Genomic DNA, 14723 nt, shown 5'->3' on the forward strand with positions numbered 1-14723 from the left:
GGTCCTGATGGCTCCGCTCACAGGGCTTGGACGGCGTGGGCCGCGGGGATGCTCTCCTCCGACACACGCCGACGGAACACCCAGTATGTCCAGGCCTGGTAAGCCAGGACAAGCGGCAATCCGATGCAGGCGACAATGCTCATCAGGCCGAGAGTGTAGGGCGAGGACGAGGCATTCTGCACCGTGAGGTCGAACGCGGTGTCGATCGTCGACGGCAGGACCACCGGGAACGCGGCGCCGAAGATGGACCCGACGAGGATGAGCATCCCGATGCCGAGGGCGGCGAAGGCCCGGCCGTCCCGGCCGATCGCGGCGGACCTGTGGGAGACCAGGAAGGCGACCACGGCGAGGACGACGGCGGACCAGGTGACCACCGTTCCGTCGTCGGCCTGGATGAGGAGCGCCCACCCGACGAACGGGATCATGGCGACCGGCAGTAGCCGCCGGAACAGGCGATCAGCCTGGCGGCGGACGCCACCATCGGTCTTGAGTGCCACGAACGCCGCGGCGTGCACCAGGCAGAAGAGCACGACGGCGGCCGCCCCGAGGAATGCCGGTGCCGTGGCCCAGGCGAACGCCCCGCCGACCCGATCGCCGTTCGCGTCGAGCGGCAGGCCGGTCGTGGTCAGGGCGAGGGCCGCCCCGATGCCTGCTGCCGCGGTGAAGGAGCCGAGGGCGATGGCCCAGTCCCACCGGTTGCGCCAGGCGTCGCTGTCATGCTTGCCCCTCCACTCGAAGGCCACGGCCCGGAAGATCAGTCCGAGGAGCACGAGCATGAAGGGCAGATAGAGCGCGGACAGGAGGGAGGCGTACCAGAGGGGGAAGGCGGCGAAGGTGGCACCGACAGCGGTCACGAGCCAGACCTCGTTGCCGTCCCAGACCGGGCCCACGGTGTTGAGCAGGACGCGCCGCTGGGTGTCGTTGCGCGCCATGAGCTTCATGAGCATGCCGACGCCGAGGTCGAAACCCTCGAGGAAGAGGTAGCCGGCCCAGAGCAGGGCGATGAGGACGAACCACACGGTGGGCAGGGCCTCGGTCATCGTGGTGCCTTTCGGGGTGCGGACGGAAGGGGTGCTGTGGTGCGGGTGGCGTTCCCGCGACGACCGGAGGGCCGGTCAGTAGGCGAACGCGAGGACATCGCCGTCGTCCTTCCTGCCGCTCCGCGCGTCGTCGTCGCCGGTGTGGGCGAGTTCGGGCATCGCGGATGCGGTGCCGCCCCGGACGTAGGTCATGAGGAGCTTCACCTCGACGACGAGGAGTACGGCGTAGACGGCGGTGAACAGGACGAGGGAGGTGACGAGTTCGGTCAGGGACACACCCGGTGACACGGCTGCGGCGGTGAACATGAAGACTCCGTCGACGCCGGTCGGATCCGGGTTGGGAGCGACGACGAAGGGCTGGCGGCCCATCTCGGTGAACACCCAGCCCGCGATGTTCGCGCCGAAGGGTGCGAGGATCCCGAACACCGCCAGGCGCATCAGCCAGCGCGACTCCGGGACGGTGCCCCTGCGCAGGACCCACAGGGCGGCCGCGGCTGCGGCGGCGGCGATCGCACCGAAGCCGATCATGATGCGGAAGCCCCAGTAGGTGACCTCCATGACGGGCAGGTAGTCGATCTCGGTGCCGGCGAGGTCGCCGTACCGGGGGTCATCGGGCAGATTCGTGCCGTACTTCTCCTGGTACTCCGGGAGGAGGGTGTTCACACCCTTGACCTCGGTGGTGAAGTCACCGTTGGCGAGGAAGGAGAGCACCCCCGGGACCTCGATCACGGCGGTGATGTCGTCGCAGCTCTGGGCCCCGAGGTTGCCGACGGACAGGATGGAGAAGCCGGTGCCGTCGTGGCAGGCAGCCTCGGCCGCGGCCATCTTCATGGGCTGCTGGTCGAACATCAGCTTGCCCTGGAGGTCGCCGGTGATGCCGGTGCCCGCGAAGGCGATCATGGCGACGACGGCTCCGGCGCGCGCCGAGCGCAGCCACACGGCGTGGTCGACGGCGTCGCGCGATCCCGTCCGTGCGCCGACGACGACCCTGCCGTCCGCGCCGACGGCGTCGATCCCGTCGTGGCGACGCTTCCACAGGTGGTACCAGCTGATGCCGAGGAGGAATGCCCCGGCGACGGCGAGGCACCCGAAGAGCGTGTGGGGGAAGGCGACCAGTGCCGTGTTGTTGGTGAAGACGGCCCACGCGTCCGTCATCACCGGCCGGCCCTCGACCATCTCGACGCCCACGGGGTGCTGCATCCAGGAGTTCGCCACCAGGATGAAGTAGGCGGAGAACACCGAGGCGAGGACCGCGGCCCAGAGCGACATGAGATGCAGCCGCTTCGGCAGCCGGCCCCAGCCGAAGATCCAGAGACCCAGGAAGGTGGACTCGACGAAGAAGGCGAGCAGCGCCTCCATGGCCAGCGGTGCGCCGAAGACGTCACCGACGAAACGGCTGTACTCGCTCCACGCCATGCCGAACTGGAACTCCTGCACGAGTCCCGTGGCCACCCCGACGATGAAGTTGATGAGGAAGAGCTTCCCCCAGAACTTCGTCATGCGCAGATACTGCTCATGGCCGGTGCGATGCCACATGGTCTGCATCACCGCGACCAGGAGCCCGAGACCGATCGTCAGGGGCACCATGACGAAGTGGTAGACGGTCGTGATCCCGAATTGCCACCTAGCGATCTCCAAGGCTTCCATGAGGCCCTCTCAGCTGTGCCCACCGTCGCTCCGGACGGGACTTCTACGGCGTGTAGAAAAGTTCTTCTACACAGTGTAGAACGATTTCACCCGTACTTCTACGTGGAGTAGAAATGTGCGGCGCAAGGCTGTACGTTAGATGCACCACGCTTCATCGCTCCCTCCGGGGGGCGGATCCCTGTACGAGGCGGGCCGGGATCGCGGATTGATCGAAGGAAGAACATGGCAACGCTCGGAGACCTCGAACGCACGGTGATGGATCTGCTGTGGGCGACACCGGAGGCGGCGACCGCCAATGAGCTGCGGGACGCCATCGCCGAGGCGCCGTCGGGAGAAGTGGGACGCGAACTGGCCGTGACGACGGTGCTCACCGTCCTGTCACGCCTCGAGAAGAAGGGCCTGGTGGAGCGGGAGCGCGACAGCCGCCCGCATCGCTACAGGTCCGTGACCAGCCGCGAAGACCACACGGCCGAGCTGATGCACGAGGTCCTCGTGACGGCTCCCGACCGCGAGGCCGTGCTGGCCCGCTTCATCGGCAGCGTCTCCGAGGCCGAGGCGCAGACCCTCCGCAAGCTGCTCGGCGGCAGCTGACCCTCCGGTGTTCTGGGCCTCCTATCTCCTGGCGGCTCTCGCGATCATCCTCGCGTGGCCCGCGCCGATCGCGCTGTCACGCGCGTCCTGGCCGGCCCGCGCGCCGTTCACGGCGATGGTCCTGTGGCAGTCGATCGCACTGGCCGGTGGCCTGTCGATGATCGGGGCGATGCTCGTCTGGGGTCTCGAACCCCTGGGGGACAATCTCGTCTCCGCCTCCGTGGGTTTCCTCGACATCCTGATCGACGACGAATCCGCCGAGACGCTCGGTGTCGTCCACGTCTTCGCCATCAGCGCGGCGACCCTCCTGTTCGCCCACCTGATCAGCACCCTGGTCCTGACCTTCATCCGCATCCGGCGCCAGCGGCGCCGGCATCGCGACATGCTGAACCTGCTGAGTTCGCCTGCGGCGGATCAGCCCGCGACGCTCGTGATCAACCATCCCGCCCCGGTCGCCTACTGCCTGCCCGGTGGCGCCCGGTCGGTCACCGTCATGTCCGACGGACTCATGGACCTGCTGACCCGCGCCGAGCTCGACGCCGTGCTCACGCACGAGAGCGCCCACCTGCACCAGCGCCACCACCTCCTGCTGTGGGCATTCGCAGCCTGGCGTTCCGCGCTCCCCTGGCTTCCCACGTCACGGCTCGCCCAGCGGGCCGTGAGTGAGCTCATCGAGATGCTCGCGGACGACGAGGCGCTGCGCCATGTGGACGAGCCCACCCTCGTCCGGGCGATCGCCATCGTCGGCTCGGGGGCGCTCCCCCGGGCGGAGGACGTCCTCGACGACCCCCTCGCCGACGACCCGGGACGCGACACGAGTGCCGGTGCCGCCGTGACCGGCGGGACGGCCGGCACGCGGTCCACGGCGCACCGCCTGAGCCGGTTGCTCACACCGCTTCCACCACTGAGCAGATTCCAGCAGGGTCTGGCTCTCTCGACGGCCGGCCTGCTGCTCGTGGTCCCGCCCGCCCTGCTGGTGGCACCGGAACTGCTCGGCTGAGCCGCGACCGCAGGCCTGTACCTCCTGCGGATCCGCCTCAGGCGTCGATGCGATCCCGGTCGAGCGACGACGCCCCGGCCACGATGAAGTCCTTCCGCGGAGCGACATCACTCCCCATGAGGAGATTGAACACGCGCTCGGCGGACTCCGCCTCCTGGATCCGCACACGGCGCAGCGTCCGGTGCCGCGGATCCATGGTGGTCTCGGCCAGCTGGTCGGCGTCCATCTCCCCCAACCCCTTGTACCGCTGGATGGGCGACTTGTAGCGCTTGCCCTGCTTCTCCATCGCCGCGAGCAGACGGTTGAGCTCCGCTTCCGAGTAGGTGTAGATCATCTCGTTCGCCTTCGACCCGCCGTTGATCACCTCGACCCGGTGCAGGGGCGGGACCGCGGCATACACACGCCCGTCCTCGACCAGCGGCCGCATGTAGCGGAAGAACAGCGTGAGCAGGAGCGTGCGGATGTGCGCGCCGTCGACGTCGGCGTCCGTCATCAGGATGACCTTGCCGTACCTCCGGGCATCGAGCTGGAAGCTCCGGCCGGACCCGGCTCCGATGACCTGGATCAGGGCAGCGCACTCGGCGTTCGACAGCATGTCGCCGACCGAGGCCTTCTGCACGTTCAGGATCTTGCCCCGGATGGGAAGCAGCGCCTGGTAGTCGGAGGACCGCGCGTTCTTGGCCGTCCCGAGAGCGCTGTCACCCTCGACGATGAACAGCTCGGAACGCTCCTGGTCGTCGATGCGGCAGTCGGCGAGCTTCGCGGGCATGGTCGAGGTCTCCAGGGCGTTCTTCCGGCGCTGGGTCTCCTTGTGGACGCGCGCGGAGATGCGCGACTTCATCTCCGCCACGACCTTCTCGAGGAGGAGCGTGGACTGCGTCTTGTCGTTGCGCGCCGCGGAGGTCAGCCGCGCCTGGAGCTCCTTCTCGACGACCTTCGTCACGATGGCCTTCACCGCGGACGTGCCGAGGATCTCCTTCGTCTGGCCCTCGAACTGCGGTTCGGCGAGCCGCACGGTGAGTACGGCGGTGAGCCCCGCGAAGACGTCGTCCTTCTCGATCTTGTCGCTGCCGGCCTTCAGCTTGCGGGCGTTGTCCCCGATGACCTTGCGGAACGTCTTCAGGAGGGCCCCCTCGAAGCCGCTCTGGTGCGTCCCGCCCTTCGGTGTCGCGATGATGTTGACGTAGCTGCGCACCGTGGTCTCGTAGCCGATGCCCCAGCGCAGGGCGATGTCGACGTCGCAGTCGCGCTCGACCTCGGCCATCCTGCTGTGTCCCCGCTCGTCGAGGACGGGGACCGACTCCTTGAACCGACCCGACCCCTGGATGCGCCAGACGTCCGTGACGGCGGCGTCGAGGGCCAGGAACTCGGCGTACTCGGAGATGCCGCCGTCGTGCTGGAAGACCTCCTCCACGGGCCCCGACTCACCGGGTGTACCCGGCATCCTCCGCTCGTCGCGCAGCACGATGCGGAGTCCCGGGACCAGGAAGGACGTCTGTCGTGCCCGCGTCTGGAGTTCCTCGTAGGAGAAGGTCGCATCGGCGGTGAAGATCTGGCGGTCCGCCCAGTACCTGATGCGCGTCCCGGTGACGCCCCGTTTTGCCGTCCCGACCACGTCGAGGCGCGATCCGTCGAGGAACGGCTCGAAGGCGGACGTGGGCGACGGCGTCCTCGCGTCCTTGAAGGTACCGGGTTCACCGCGGCGGAAGGACATGGTGTACGTCTTGCCGCCGCGGTCCACGAAGGCGTCCAGCCTCGAGGAGAGGGCGTTGACCACACTGGCCCCGACACCGTGCAACCCACCGGAGGCGGTGTAGGAGCCGCCACCGAACTTGCCTCCGGCGTGGAGTTTCGTGAAGACGACCTCCACCCCGGTGAGACCGGTCTTGGGTTCGATGTCCACCGGGATACCGCGCCCGTCGTCGTGGATCTCGACGGACCCGTCGGCGTGCAGGATGACCGTGATGCTCTGTCCGTGCCCGGCCAGTGCTTCGTCGACCGAGTTGTCGATGATCTCCCAGAGGCAGTGCATGAGGCCCCGTGAGTCCGTCGACCCGATGTACATGCCGGGGCGCTTGCGGACTGCTTCGAGTCCCTCGAGCACCGAGAGGTGCCGGGCTGTGTAGTCCGAAGTGGGAGGTGTCACGGTGCGGGGGTCTCCTTGGCGGGACGGCACGATCCAGGACAGGCGTCAGGAGGGTGATGGTGGGGAAGAGTCTCGGCCAGTTTATTACGGGTGACCGACACCGGCCGGAAGGGCGCGATCGGGGCCGGATTCCGGGGCTCGGCGACTGCACCCCATACCCCCGGTACGCCCGGAGCGAAAGGAGGCCCAGCCTGCGAAGAGGCGGCGACGAATAGTGGTTATATGAGTACACGATCCACATGAGGAGGCATTCATGACCACTGCAGTAGCAACTCGCGAACTCACTGCCCTGGACCGCTGTGACCGATGCGGCGCCCAGGCCTATGTGCGGGCGGTCCTTCAGTCCTCCGGTGGAGAGCTTCTGTTCTGCGGCCACCACGCGCGTGCAGTCGAAGCCAACCTGAAGCCGCTCACATCCGAGTGGCAGGACGAGACCCAGCGGCTTCACGAGAAGCCCGCCGTCGTGGCCGACTGACCGGGATCATCCCGCCCCATCCGACGTACGACACCAGCGCCCCCCGTGTACAGGGAGCTGACAAGGAAAGGCCCCCTCCATCGGAGGGGGCCTTTCCTGCTTCTGCACGCGCCCCGTTGCATCCGGGCCCAGCCATGGACCCACGCGCACGTGCTGGGCGCTGCAGCCGCCACGGCGCGGCAGCCGATCGCGACACCTGCTGCCGTGCTCGAACGACACAGGGCCCCTCCCGAGGGAGGGGCCCTGTGTGCACCAGGCAGGACCGGCGATGCCGGAGCCGCTGATCAGTCGAGGTAGTCGCGCAGCACCTGGGAGCGTGAGGGGTGGCGCAGCTTGGACATCGTCTTGGATTCGATCTGGCGGATACGCTCGCGGGTGACGCCGTAGACCTTGCCGATCTCGTCCAGCGTTTTCGGCTGACCGTCGGTCAGGCCGAAGCGCATGGCGACGACGCCGGCCTCACGCTCGGACAGGGTGTCGAGGACGGAATGCAGCTGCTCCTGCAGGAGGGTGAAGCTGACGGCGTCCGCGGGGACGACCGCCTCGGAGTCCTCGATGAGGTCGCCGAACTCGGAGTCGCCGTCCTCGCCGAGCGGCGTGTGCAGCGAGATGGGCTCGCGGCCGTACTTCTGCACCTCGACGACCTTCTCCGGCGTCATGTCGAGTTCGAGGGCCAGCTCCTCCGGAGTGGGCTCGCGGCCGAGGTCCTGCAGCATCTGTCGCTGGACACGGGCCAGCTTGTTGATGACCTCGACCATGTGCACGGGGATACGGATGGTGCGGGCCTGGTCCGCCATGGCCCGCGTGATGGCCTGACGGATCCACCAGGTGGCGTAGGTCGAGAACTTGAAGCCCTTGGTGTAGTCGAACTTCTCGACGGCGCGGATGAGGCCGAGGTTGCCCTCCTGGATGAGGTCGAGGAAGAGCATGCCGCGGCCGGTGTAGCGCTTGGCCAGCGAGACGACCAGGCGGAGGTTCGCCTCGAGGAGGTGGTTCTTGGCGCGCTTGCCGTCGTGGATCACGAACTCGAGCTCGCGCTTCAGCTTCGCATCCATGTCCGGATCGGCGGCGATCTTCTCCTCGGCGAACAGGCCGGCCTCGATGCGCAGCGCAAGGTCGACTTCCTGCTCCGCGTTGAGCAGCGCGACCTTGCCGATCTGCTTGAGGTAGTCCTTGACGGGGTCGGCCGTCGCGCCGGCCGAGACGACCTGCTGCGCGGGGGCGTCGTCGTCGTCCGCATCGGAGTAGACGAAACCGGTGGTGGTGCCGACCTCGGCCGCCTCGGGCTTGGCATCCTCGGGCTCTGTGTCGACGGCGACCTCGATGGCCGGATCTGTCGGCTCGAGCGTGTCCACCGAACCCTGCGCGGCGGAGGCCTTGGCCGCCGCAGCGGAGGAAGCAGCCTTCGTGGCAGGCTTCTTGGCCGTTACCCGTCGCTTGGTAGTGGTGGTACCAGCGTCTGTCGACGCCGGAGCTGCTGTCTTCTTGACCGGCACAGGGGACCTTTCATACGGCGGTGTGTGGTGTCATCAGACGGACAACACCACTATGACCCTGTCAAGTCCGCGCTGATCCCAGACGAATCCGACGGAGTCCGTTCCCTGGAGAACGGTCCCGCCGACCGCGCTATTCCCTGCCGACGTGGGCCTCGCGGCCTTGCACGGACGGGAACGCTCGATCGAGTTCTGGTGCACGGACCCAACCGGGTCTCAAATTTCATTGTCTCATGACCGACCGTCGCGCCGGAAATTTTCGTCGGTGCAGACGGGCGCGGCAGGCTGCACCCGCCAGCCCGGTGCGCGCCCGTCACGCAGCGGTCCCACGACTCTGCCCGGCGGTCGCCGTCCACGCCGTCCTGCGGGTCCTGGCCCAGGCAGGCATCCCACCGCGCCGGAGGAGTTCGTGGAGCAGCCGGGCGAGACGATACCCCGGCACCGCCCGCTCGGCGGCGTCCAGGTAGACGGCCGCCCGTGATCCCCTGCCCCTCGCGTAGTCGAACCAGGCGGCCATCGTCAGTGCGGCAGCCCTCGACTCCCCCTCGGCGACCCGTGCGAGGCGACCGAGCACGTGGCTCATCGCATCGACGCGTGCCCACTCGATCGTCCCGGCGTAGCGCCCCGCGAGGAGATCACCGTACAGCCGGGCTGCCTCGTCGAGGGGACGGCCGAGGGCGTCAGGATCCTCCTCCTGCCCGAACCACTCGGATGCCGAGGACGTCGCTCCGTGATCCAGCGCTGCTCGAAGCGCCTCGGGAAGGTCGCCGCGCACCGGCACCTGCGCCGGACCGGCTTCGCGAGGGGACACCGCCGGGGTGATCTTCCCCTGCGCCCGCGACGGTCGGAGCAGGCCGCATGCCGCGGCACCCTGCAGGGCTGCGGCGGACCCCAGGCACGCACTGACCAGGAGGTAGTCACGCACCGTCCTCGACTCGACGGCTGCGAGCAGGAATCCTGCGAGGCCGGCGTCGGCAGCGACATCGATCCCGGGAGTGCCCTCGAGCACGGCATCCCACACCGCTGACGTCGCCCGGAACTGGCCCTCGTCCGTCCACCGGCCTGTACACCGGGCGACGGCGAGGGCCTGGGCGTCCTCGATGTCCGGGTGGGTCCCGCCCGTCGCCGCAAATTCCGTCCGGAGAAACGGTGTGGTCCGCTCCACCGCGGCGGGAGCGGACGCGTCGAAGGCGCTGCCGCCATAGACGAGTTCCGCGTTGAGTGCACTGTCGGTCACGGTGTCGAGCGGCCGGCCCGGCCACGGGCAGCATTCCTCGTCGCGGCAGAAGTAGTCCCGCCACGCCTCGTGGGAGACGTGCCACCCCGCGCGGACGGGCAGACCGGCAGCTCCGAGCACGGCCTCCAGGGCGCGTACCGTGTCGGACGCCGGCGGGGCGGTGAGCCGCTGCCACTCCTGGCCCGAGTACACGAGGACCAGCGTGCCGTCCGCCTCCGTGTCGCCCTCGAGGAAGGACAGGACACCCTCGGCGAAGGTCAGCCGATCCGTGCCGGAACACGGGAGGTCGACCCGGAGCGTGGCGCCGAGTCGCCGCTCCGAGGTGGTCAGGACGACGAGGCTCTCCTCGGGCATGAACCCGAGGGCATGAGGTACATAGGACAGGATGTCGGCCGGCGAGGTGACGGCAAAGGACGGGGACGCGTGGCTGCCCGCTGCGGGGCTCGTGAAGGAGGACATGCGATCCAGCCTCGTGGCGTCTCCGGCGGGACGCGCGAGAATGCGCTGCTATGTGGACAACGGGTCGGACCCGCCGACGGTCCTAGCCGTCCTGCCTCCGCGCGGCCTTCCGCTCACGGCGCAGCCGCCGTTCCCAGGCGAGCGCGTCCCGCAGGGGCGGGACCACGACGCCCTGCTCCGCCATCCGCCGTCGCACCCTCCCGCGCGCGACGACCACCGCCGTCGCACCGGTGGCCAGCACCACGAGCTGGACGGCCATCGCGAGGCGGAAGGAGGTCAGGGCGTAGAGGTCGCCGCGCGAGTACCCACCCGCGAGAAGGAGGTCGAGCACGATCCCGATCACGAACATCGTCAGGAGCGATGCCATGAAGCCGCCGATGTTGACGATCCCGGTCGCGGTGCCCATGCGGGCCGCGGGGTTGAAGGTGCGCGCGAAGTCGAAGGCGATCATCGATCCGGGGCCGCCGACGGCGAGCGCCACCACCAGGAGGGTCAGCAGAGGCAGGGGTGCGGGCCCCGGATAGAGCAGGACGGCGAGCCAGGCAGCCGCCATCAGGCCGGCGATGGAGAGCACCATGGTGGAGCGGCGGAGCGGGTGGCGGCCCACGTAGCGCCCGAGGAGCGGTCCGCAGGCGATACCCACGGCCACGAACAACGTCATGAGCGCGGACGCCGCGCCTTCCCCGACCTTCTCCGCGCGGACGAGGTACGGGTAGCCCCACATGAGCACGAAGACGGTCCCGGGGAACTGGATGGTGAAGTGCGACCACAGCCCCAGCCGCGTTCCCGGCTGCTTCCACGCCTCGGCGAGCGATGTCCCGGTCTCCCGGAGGGTCTGGGACCGGCGTTCGCTGCCCGCGACGGGGGAATCGCGGATCACAGCGAGGGACAGCACGACGGCGAGCACCGACAGCGCGGCAGCGGACAGGAACGCGGGCTGCCACCCCACGCCCGACAGGAGGGCGACGAACGGGATGACGGACACCACCTGCCCGAGCTGACCGATGATGCCGGTCCACTGGGTGAGCACCGGGATGCGCCGTGGCTCGAACCAGGCGGGGAGGAGGCGCAGCACACTGATGAACGTCGTCGCATCACCGGCGCCGACGAACAACCGTCCGACGATACCGGCACCGACCGAATCCGCGAAGGCCAGCTGCGCCTGGCCGAGCGCCATCAGCACACCACCGGCCACGATCAGCGTGCGCGGCCCCCACCTGTCCACCAGGACACCCACGGGGACCTGCAGGCCGGCGTAGACGAGCAGCTGCACCACGGTGAAGACGGACAGCTGGGACGCCGTCGCGCCGAAACGGTCCGTCGCTTCGAGCCCTGCCACCCCGAACGTGGTGCGCTGCGTCACGGCCACCAGATACGCCAGCACGCCTGCCGCCCACACCAGTCCAGCCCTCGAGAAGATCACGCTTCCCATTATCCCGTGGCGTCCCCTGCAGGATCGCCCTCCTGCGGCCCTGCCGCATATGACGATGCCCACCCGCCTGGTCGGCGGATGGGCATCGTCGGCGCGGGAGCCGGCCTGTCCGACCGGCTCCCGCCGCGGGGATCAGACGGAATCGAGGCGCTGGATCGAGGTGCGGGGACTCGTGCGCCGGCTCAGGAGGACGGCTGGGTGCCGGACGGGCCGTCGTCGTCCGTCGCCCCTGGCGCCCCGCTCCCGGACCCGTCGGACCTGTCGGACTCGTCAGACCCGACGGCCGCGTCGGAGCCCTCCGCTCCCGCTCCACCTGCAGCACTGCCGTGCGAGCCGTAGTCGATGGGCGTCGTCCCCAGGAACTCGGTGTCCCACAGCAGGGTCGACTCCTCCTCCGCCTGGGGGCTGGCGAGGTAGGCCTCGACGGCGGCGCCGAGTTCGTCGGCGCTCGCCAGTTCGCTGTTCTCCTTCACCAGCAGCGACCGGCGGGCCGCTCCGTCGGCGTACTCGTCGTACCTCTGCTCGAGGGACGTGACCACGGACTGCACCTCGGTGGAGTTCCCCACCTGCCGGGCGATCTGCCGCTCGACGTCGCGGCCCGTCTCGCGCAGCCTGTCCGTCGGCAGGACGAGCCGCGCCGACGCGCCGAGGTACTCGAGTCCGGCGACGGCCGCGGGCGGGTACTCCGCCTCGGCGAGGTAGTGCGGCACGTGGATGACGTGCCCGACGACGTCGTTCCCGGCCTCGATGAGGCGCATCTCGAGGACGTGCCCGATCGATGCCTGGAACTCCGCCGTCGGCCGCCACGCGCTCATGCCGTCGATGAGGTCGGGACGGTTGCCGTGCACGGTCACGCCGAGGGGGCGCGTGTGCGGGACGGGCATGGGGATGGCGTGCACCCAGGAGACGATCGAGACCTCGAGGTCCTTCACCAGTCCGACGACGGCGCTCGAGAAACGCTCCCACTGCAGATCCGGCTCGAGACCGGTCAGCAGGAGGAACGGCTCGCCGAGGCCGTCGTACAGGCGGTGGAGGCCGAGACGGTGCGGCCGGTAGTCCGTCAGGTGGTCCTCGACGAAGGTGATCCGCGGGCGTCGCCCGCGGTAGTCGATGAGCTGGTCGGCATCGAACTCGGCGACGGGCTCGTGCTCGAGCACCTCCATCAGTTCCTCGCTGACCTGGGACACCACCTGGCCGGCGTCCATGAAGCCCGTGAGGCTCATGAGCAGCGGGAGGCCCTTGGTCGCGGGGTCGTCGAAGACGTCGGTGTTGATGTTGTAGAGGGTTCGTGGATCCAGCATGGCTCTCTCCTTGCTCCGTGGTCCTGCAGGTGTCAACGCCACCCGGACCGGCTTCATTCCGGGGAGTGGGAGGGTGGCGGACCGCGGGCCCGGGCGGCACGCGGCGGCTGCGGATCGCGCGGTATGCGTCCTGCGAACGACTGCGGGGCACCCGCGGCACAGAGACTACGATCGTCAGGACGGTTCCCGGACCACCAGATACCGGAACCACGCAGCATGCAGCATCTGGACAACCCATCCGGACACGAGGAGACAGATTCCGTGATCAAGACGAGCGAACTACACCTGACGGCTTCCGCGAAGGACATCAAGAAGATCCCGAGCGACGCGCTCGTGATCGCGGTCGCCAAGGGGACGGACGGACCGGTCCTGCTCGAGAACCCTCTTCCCGCCAAGGCCGCGCGCGCCCTCGGTGACTCCCTGCAGGTGCTCGGGATCACCGGGGCAGCGGACGAGGTGCGCCGGCTCCCCGGCCTGCCGGAGACCAGCGCGGACTCGCTCGTCCTGTCCGGCGTCGGTGCGGTGTCCGCGGACGCCGAGGTACCCGCCGAGACCCTGCGCCGCGCGGCGGGAGCCGCGGTCCGCCAGCTCACCGGGCTCGACACCGTGGTCATCGCACTCCCCGCCACGACGGTGGCTGCGGCGACAGCCGTCGCGGAAGGCGCCGCCTTCGGCGCCTACAGCTACGAGGGCCACAAGTCGGGCATGAAGGCCGACGGGACGATCGCCCCGGCGACCGACCGAGCGGCAGTGCGCAACGTCGTCGTCCACACGGCCGTGGCCGACGACGCGGAGATGGCTCCCGCCCTCCGGCGGGCCACCATCCTCGGGAAGAACGTCAACACCACGCGCTCCCTCGTCAACCAGCCGCCCAGCCACCTGTACCCGGAGACCTTCGCCCAGGCGGCCAAGGACCTGACGCGGGGCCTGCCGATCAAGGTCACGGTCATGGACGAGAAGCGCCTCGAGCGGGACGGCTACGGCGGGATCCTGGGCGTCGGCAAGGGTTCGTCCCGTCCCCCGCGCATGGTGAAGGTCGAGTACTCCCCCACCAAGTCCGCCGTGCACCTGGCCCTCGTGGGCAAGGGCATCACCTTCGACTCCGGTGGACTCTCGCTGAAGCCCGCGGCGGGCATGCAGACCATGAAGCTCGACATGGCCGGTGCCGCCGTCGTCCTCAGCACCCTCCTGGCCGTCGCCGAACTGGGCCTTCCCGCCAAGGTCACGGCCTGGCTATGCCTCGCCGAGAACATGCCCTCGGGTACCGCGCAGCGCCCCGAGGACGTCCTGTCCATCTACGGCGGGCGCACCGTCGAGGTCCTCAACACAGACGCCGAGGGCCGGCTCGTGATGGCCGACGGCCTCGCCGCGGCGAGCGAGGAGGCACCTGACGCGATCATCGACATCGCCACCCTCACGGGTGCGCAGATGATCGCTCTGGGCACGCGGGTCTCGGGCGTCATGGGCGACGACGGCGTCCGTGACGCCGTCAAGGCCGCAGCAGACCGCGCGGGCGAGCAGTTCTGGCCGATGCCGCTCCCCGAAGAGCTGCGGCCGAGCCTCGAGTCCCAGGTCGCCGACATCGCGAACATCGGCGAGCGGAACGGCGGCATGATGACCGCAGCCGTGTTCCTGCGGGAGTTCGTCGGCCAGGTCGACGGCGAGAAGATCCCCTGGGCGCACCTCGACATCGCGGGCCCGGCGTTCAACGAGGGTGCACCCTACGGCTACACGCCCAAGGCGGGCACCGGCGTCGGCGTCCGTACGCTCCTCGCCTATGTCGAGGACACCCTCGCCCGCACGGTCTGACCGGAGGGTCCGTCCGGCGGACGGACCCCCGGCGCGTGAGACTGCGCACATCACGACCCCACGGTGCGTCCGGCACCGACTTCGAGTAGAAGC

10 protein-coding genes and 1 pseudogene are annotated in these 14723 nt (G+C 69.2%); 4 read left to right on the forward strand and 7 right to left on the reverse strand.

Features of this window, described 5'->3' with window-relative positions; genetic code table 11:
- Positions 1–17 precede the first annotated feature (17 nt).
- The gene (gene cydB / locus FNH21_RS10260; RefSeq protein WP_152814847.1) at positions 18–1040 is read right to left on the reverse strand and encodes a cytochrome d ubiquinol oxidase subunit II; all 1023 of its coding nucleotides are present in this window, start codon (positions 1038–1040) and stop codon (positions 18–20) included.
- Between the two features lie 75 nt (positions 1041–1115).
- Positions 1116–2687 (reverse strand): cytochrome ubiquinol oxidase subunit I, encoded by a 1572-nt coding sequence (locus FNH21_RS10265; protein ID WP_152814850.1) that lies wholly within the window; start codon positions 2685–2687, stop codon positions 1116–1118.
- A 222-nt stretch (positions 2688–2909) separates the two neighbouring features.
- On the opposite strand from FNH21_RS10265, the gene FNH21_RS10270 reads away from it, so the two are divergent.
- The gene (locus FNH21_RS10270) at positions 2910–3278 is read left to right on the forward strand and encodes a BlaI/MecI/CopY family transcriptional regulator (protein WP_152814854.1); all 369 of its coding nucleotides are present in this window, start codon (positions 2910–2912) and stop codon (positions 3276–3278) included.
- Positions 3279–3285: 7 nt separating this feature from the next.
- Entirely contained in the window at positions 3286–4278 is a 993-nt protein-coding gene (locus tag FNH21_RS10275) for a M48 family metalloprotease (protein ID WP_191931839.1), read from the forward strand.
- 37 nt (positions 4279–4315) lie between these two features.
- On the opposite strand, the gene FNH21_RS10280 is transcribed toward FNH21_RS10275, so the two are convergent.
- Positions 4316–6424 (reverse strand): DNA gyrase subunit B, encoded by a 2109-nt coding sequence (locus FNH21_RS10280; protein WP_191931840.1) that lies wholly within the window; start codon positions 6422–6424, stop codon positions 4316–4318.
- Positions 6425–6677: 253 nt separating this feature from the next.
- Between FNH21_RS10280 and FNH21_RS10285 the strand changes: the two genes are divergently transcribed.
- Positions 6678–6899 carry a DUF7455 domain-containing protein gene (locus FNH21_RS10285; RefSeq protein WP_104049807.1) on the forward strand — a complete coding sequence of 74 codons (222 nt, stop codon included), beginning with the start codon at positions 6678–6680 and terminating at the stop codon, positions 6897–6899.
- A gap of 284 nt (positions 6900–7183) precedes the next feature.
- On the opposite strand, the gene FNH21_RS10290 is transcribed toward FNH21_RS10285, so the two are convergent.
- From FNH21_RS10290 to FNH21_RS10305, 4 genes and pseudogenes are all read right to left on the reverse strand, one after another.
- Positions 7184–8395: an RNA polymerase sigma factor gene (locus FNH21_RS10290; protein ID WP_191931841.1), complete on the reverse strand. Its 1212-nt coding sequence runs from the start codon at positions 8393–8395 to the stop codon at positions 7184–7186.
- A gap of 310 nt (positions 8396–8705) precedes the next feature.
- Positions 8706–10088, reverse strand: a complete 1383-nt coding sequence (locus FNH21_RS10295) for a DUF4192 domain-containing protein (RefSeq protein ID WP_152814860.1) — start codon at positions 10086–10088, stop codon at positions 8706–8708.
- An 82-nt stretch (positions 10089–10170) separates the two neighbouring features.
- Positions 10171–11511 (reverse strand): MFS transporter, encoded by a 1341-nt coding sequence (locus tag FNH21_RS10300; RefSeq protein WP_191931842.1) that lies wholly within the window; start codon positions 11509–11511, stop codon positions 10171–10173.
- Positions 11512–11927: 416 nt separating this feature from the next.
- Positions 11928–12878, reverse strand: a pseudogene (locus tag FNH21_RS10305) (proteasome assembly chaperone family protein); the annotation flags it as partial.
- A 204-nt stretch (positions 12879–13082) separates the two neighbouring features.
- Here FNH21_RS10305 and FNH21_RS10310 point away from each other — a divergent pair.
- A complete protein-coding gene (locus tag FNH21_RS10310) occupies positions 13083–14630 on the forward strand; it encodes a leucyl aminopeptidase (RefSeq protein ID WP_191931843.1) in 1548 nt (515 codons plus the stop codon).
- The last annotated feature ends 93 nt before the right edge of the window (positions 14631–14723 follow it).

This window comes from Arthrobacter bussei, from assembly GCF_009377195.2.
GTDB lineage: Bacteria > Actinomycetota > Actinomycetes > Actinomycetales > Micrococcaceae > Arthrobacter_D > Arthrobacter_D bussei.

Bases quoted from the DNA above. Each gene is read 5' to 3' on its own strand.
- cydB (WP_152814847.1), bottom strand. From the start codon at position 1,040: ATGACCGAGGCCCTGCCCACCGTGTGGTTCGTCCTCATCGCCCTGCTC.
- FNH21_RS10265 (WP_152814850.1), bottom strand. From the start codon at position 2,687: ATGGAAGCCTTGGAGATCGCTAGGTGGCAATTCGGGATCACGACCGTC.
- FNH21_RS10270 (WP_152814854.1), top strand. From the start codon at position 2,910: ATGGCAACGCTCGGAGACCTCGAACGCACGGTGATGGATCTGCTGTGG.
- FNH21_RS10285 (WP_104049807.1), top strand. From the start codon at position 6,678: ATGACCACTGCAGTAGCAACTCGCGAACTCACTGCCCTGGACCGCTGT.
- FNH21_RS10295 (WP_152814860.1), bottom strand. From the start codon at position 10,088: ATGTCCTCCTTCACGAGCCCCGCAGCGGGCAGCCACGCGTCCCCGTCC.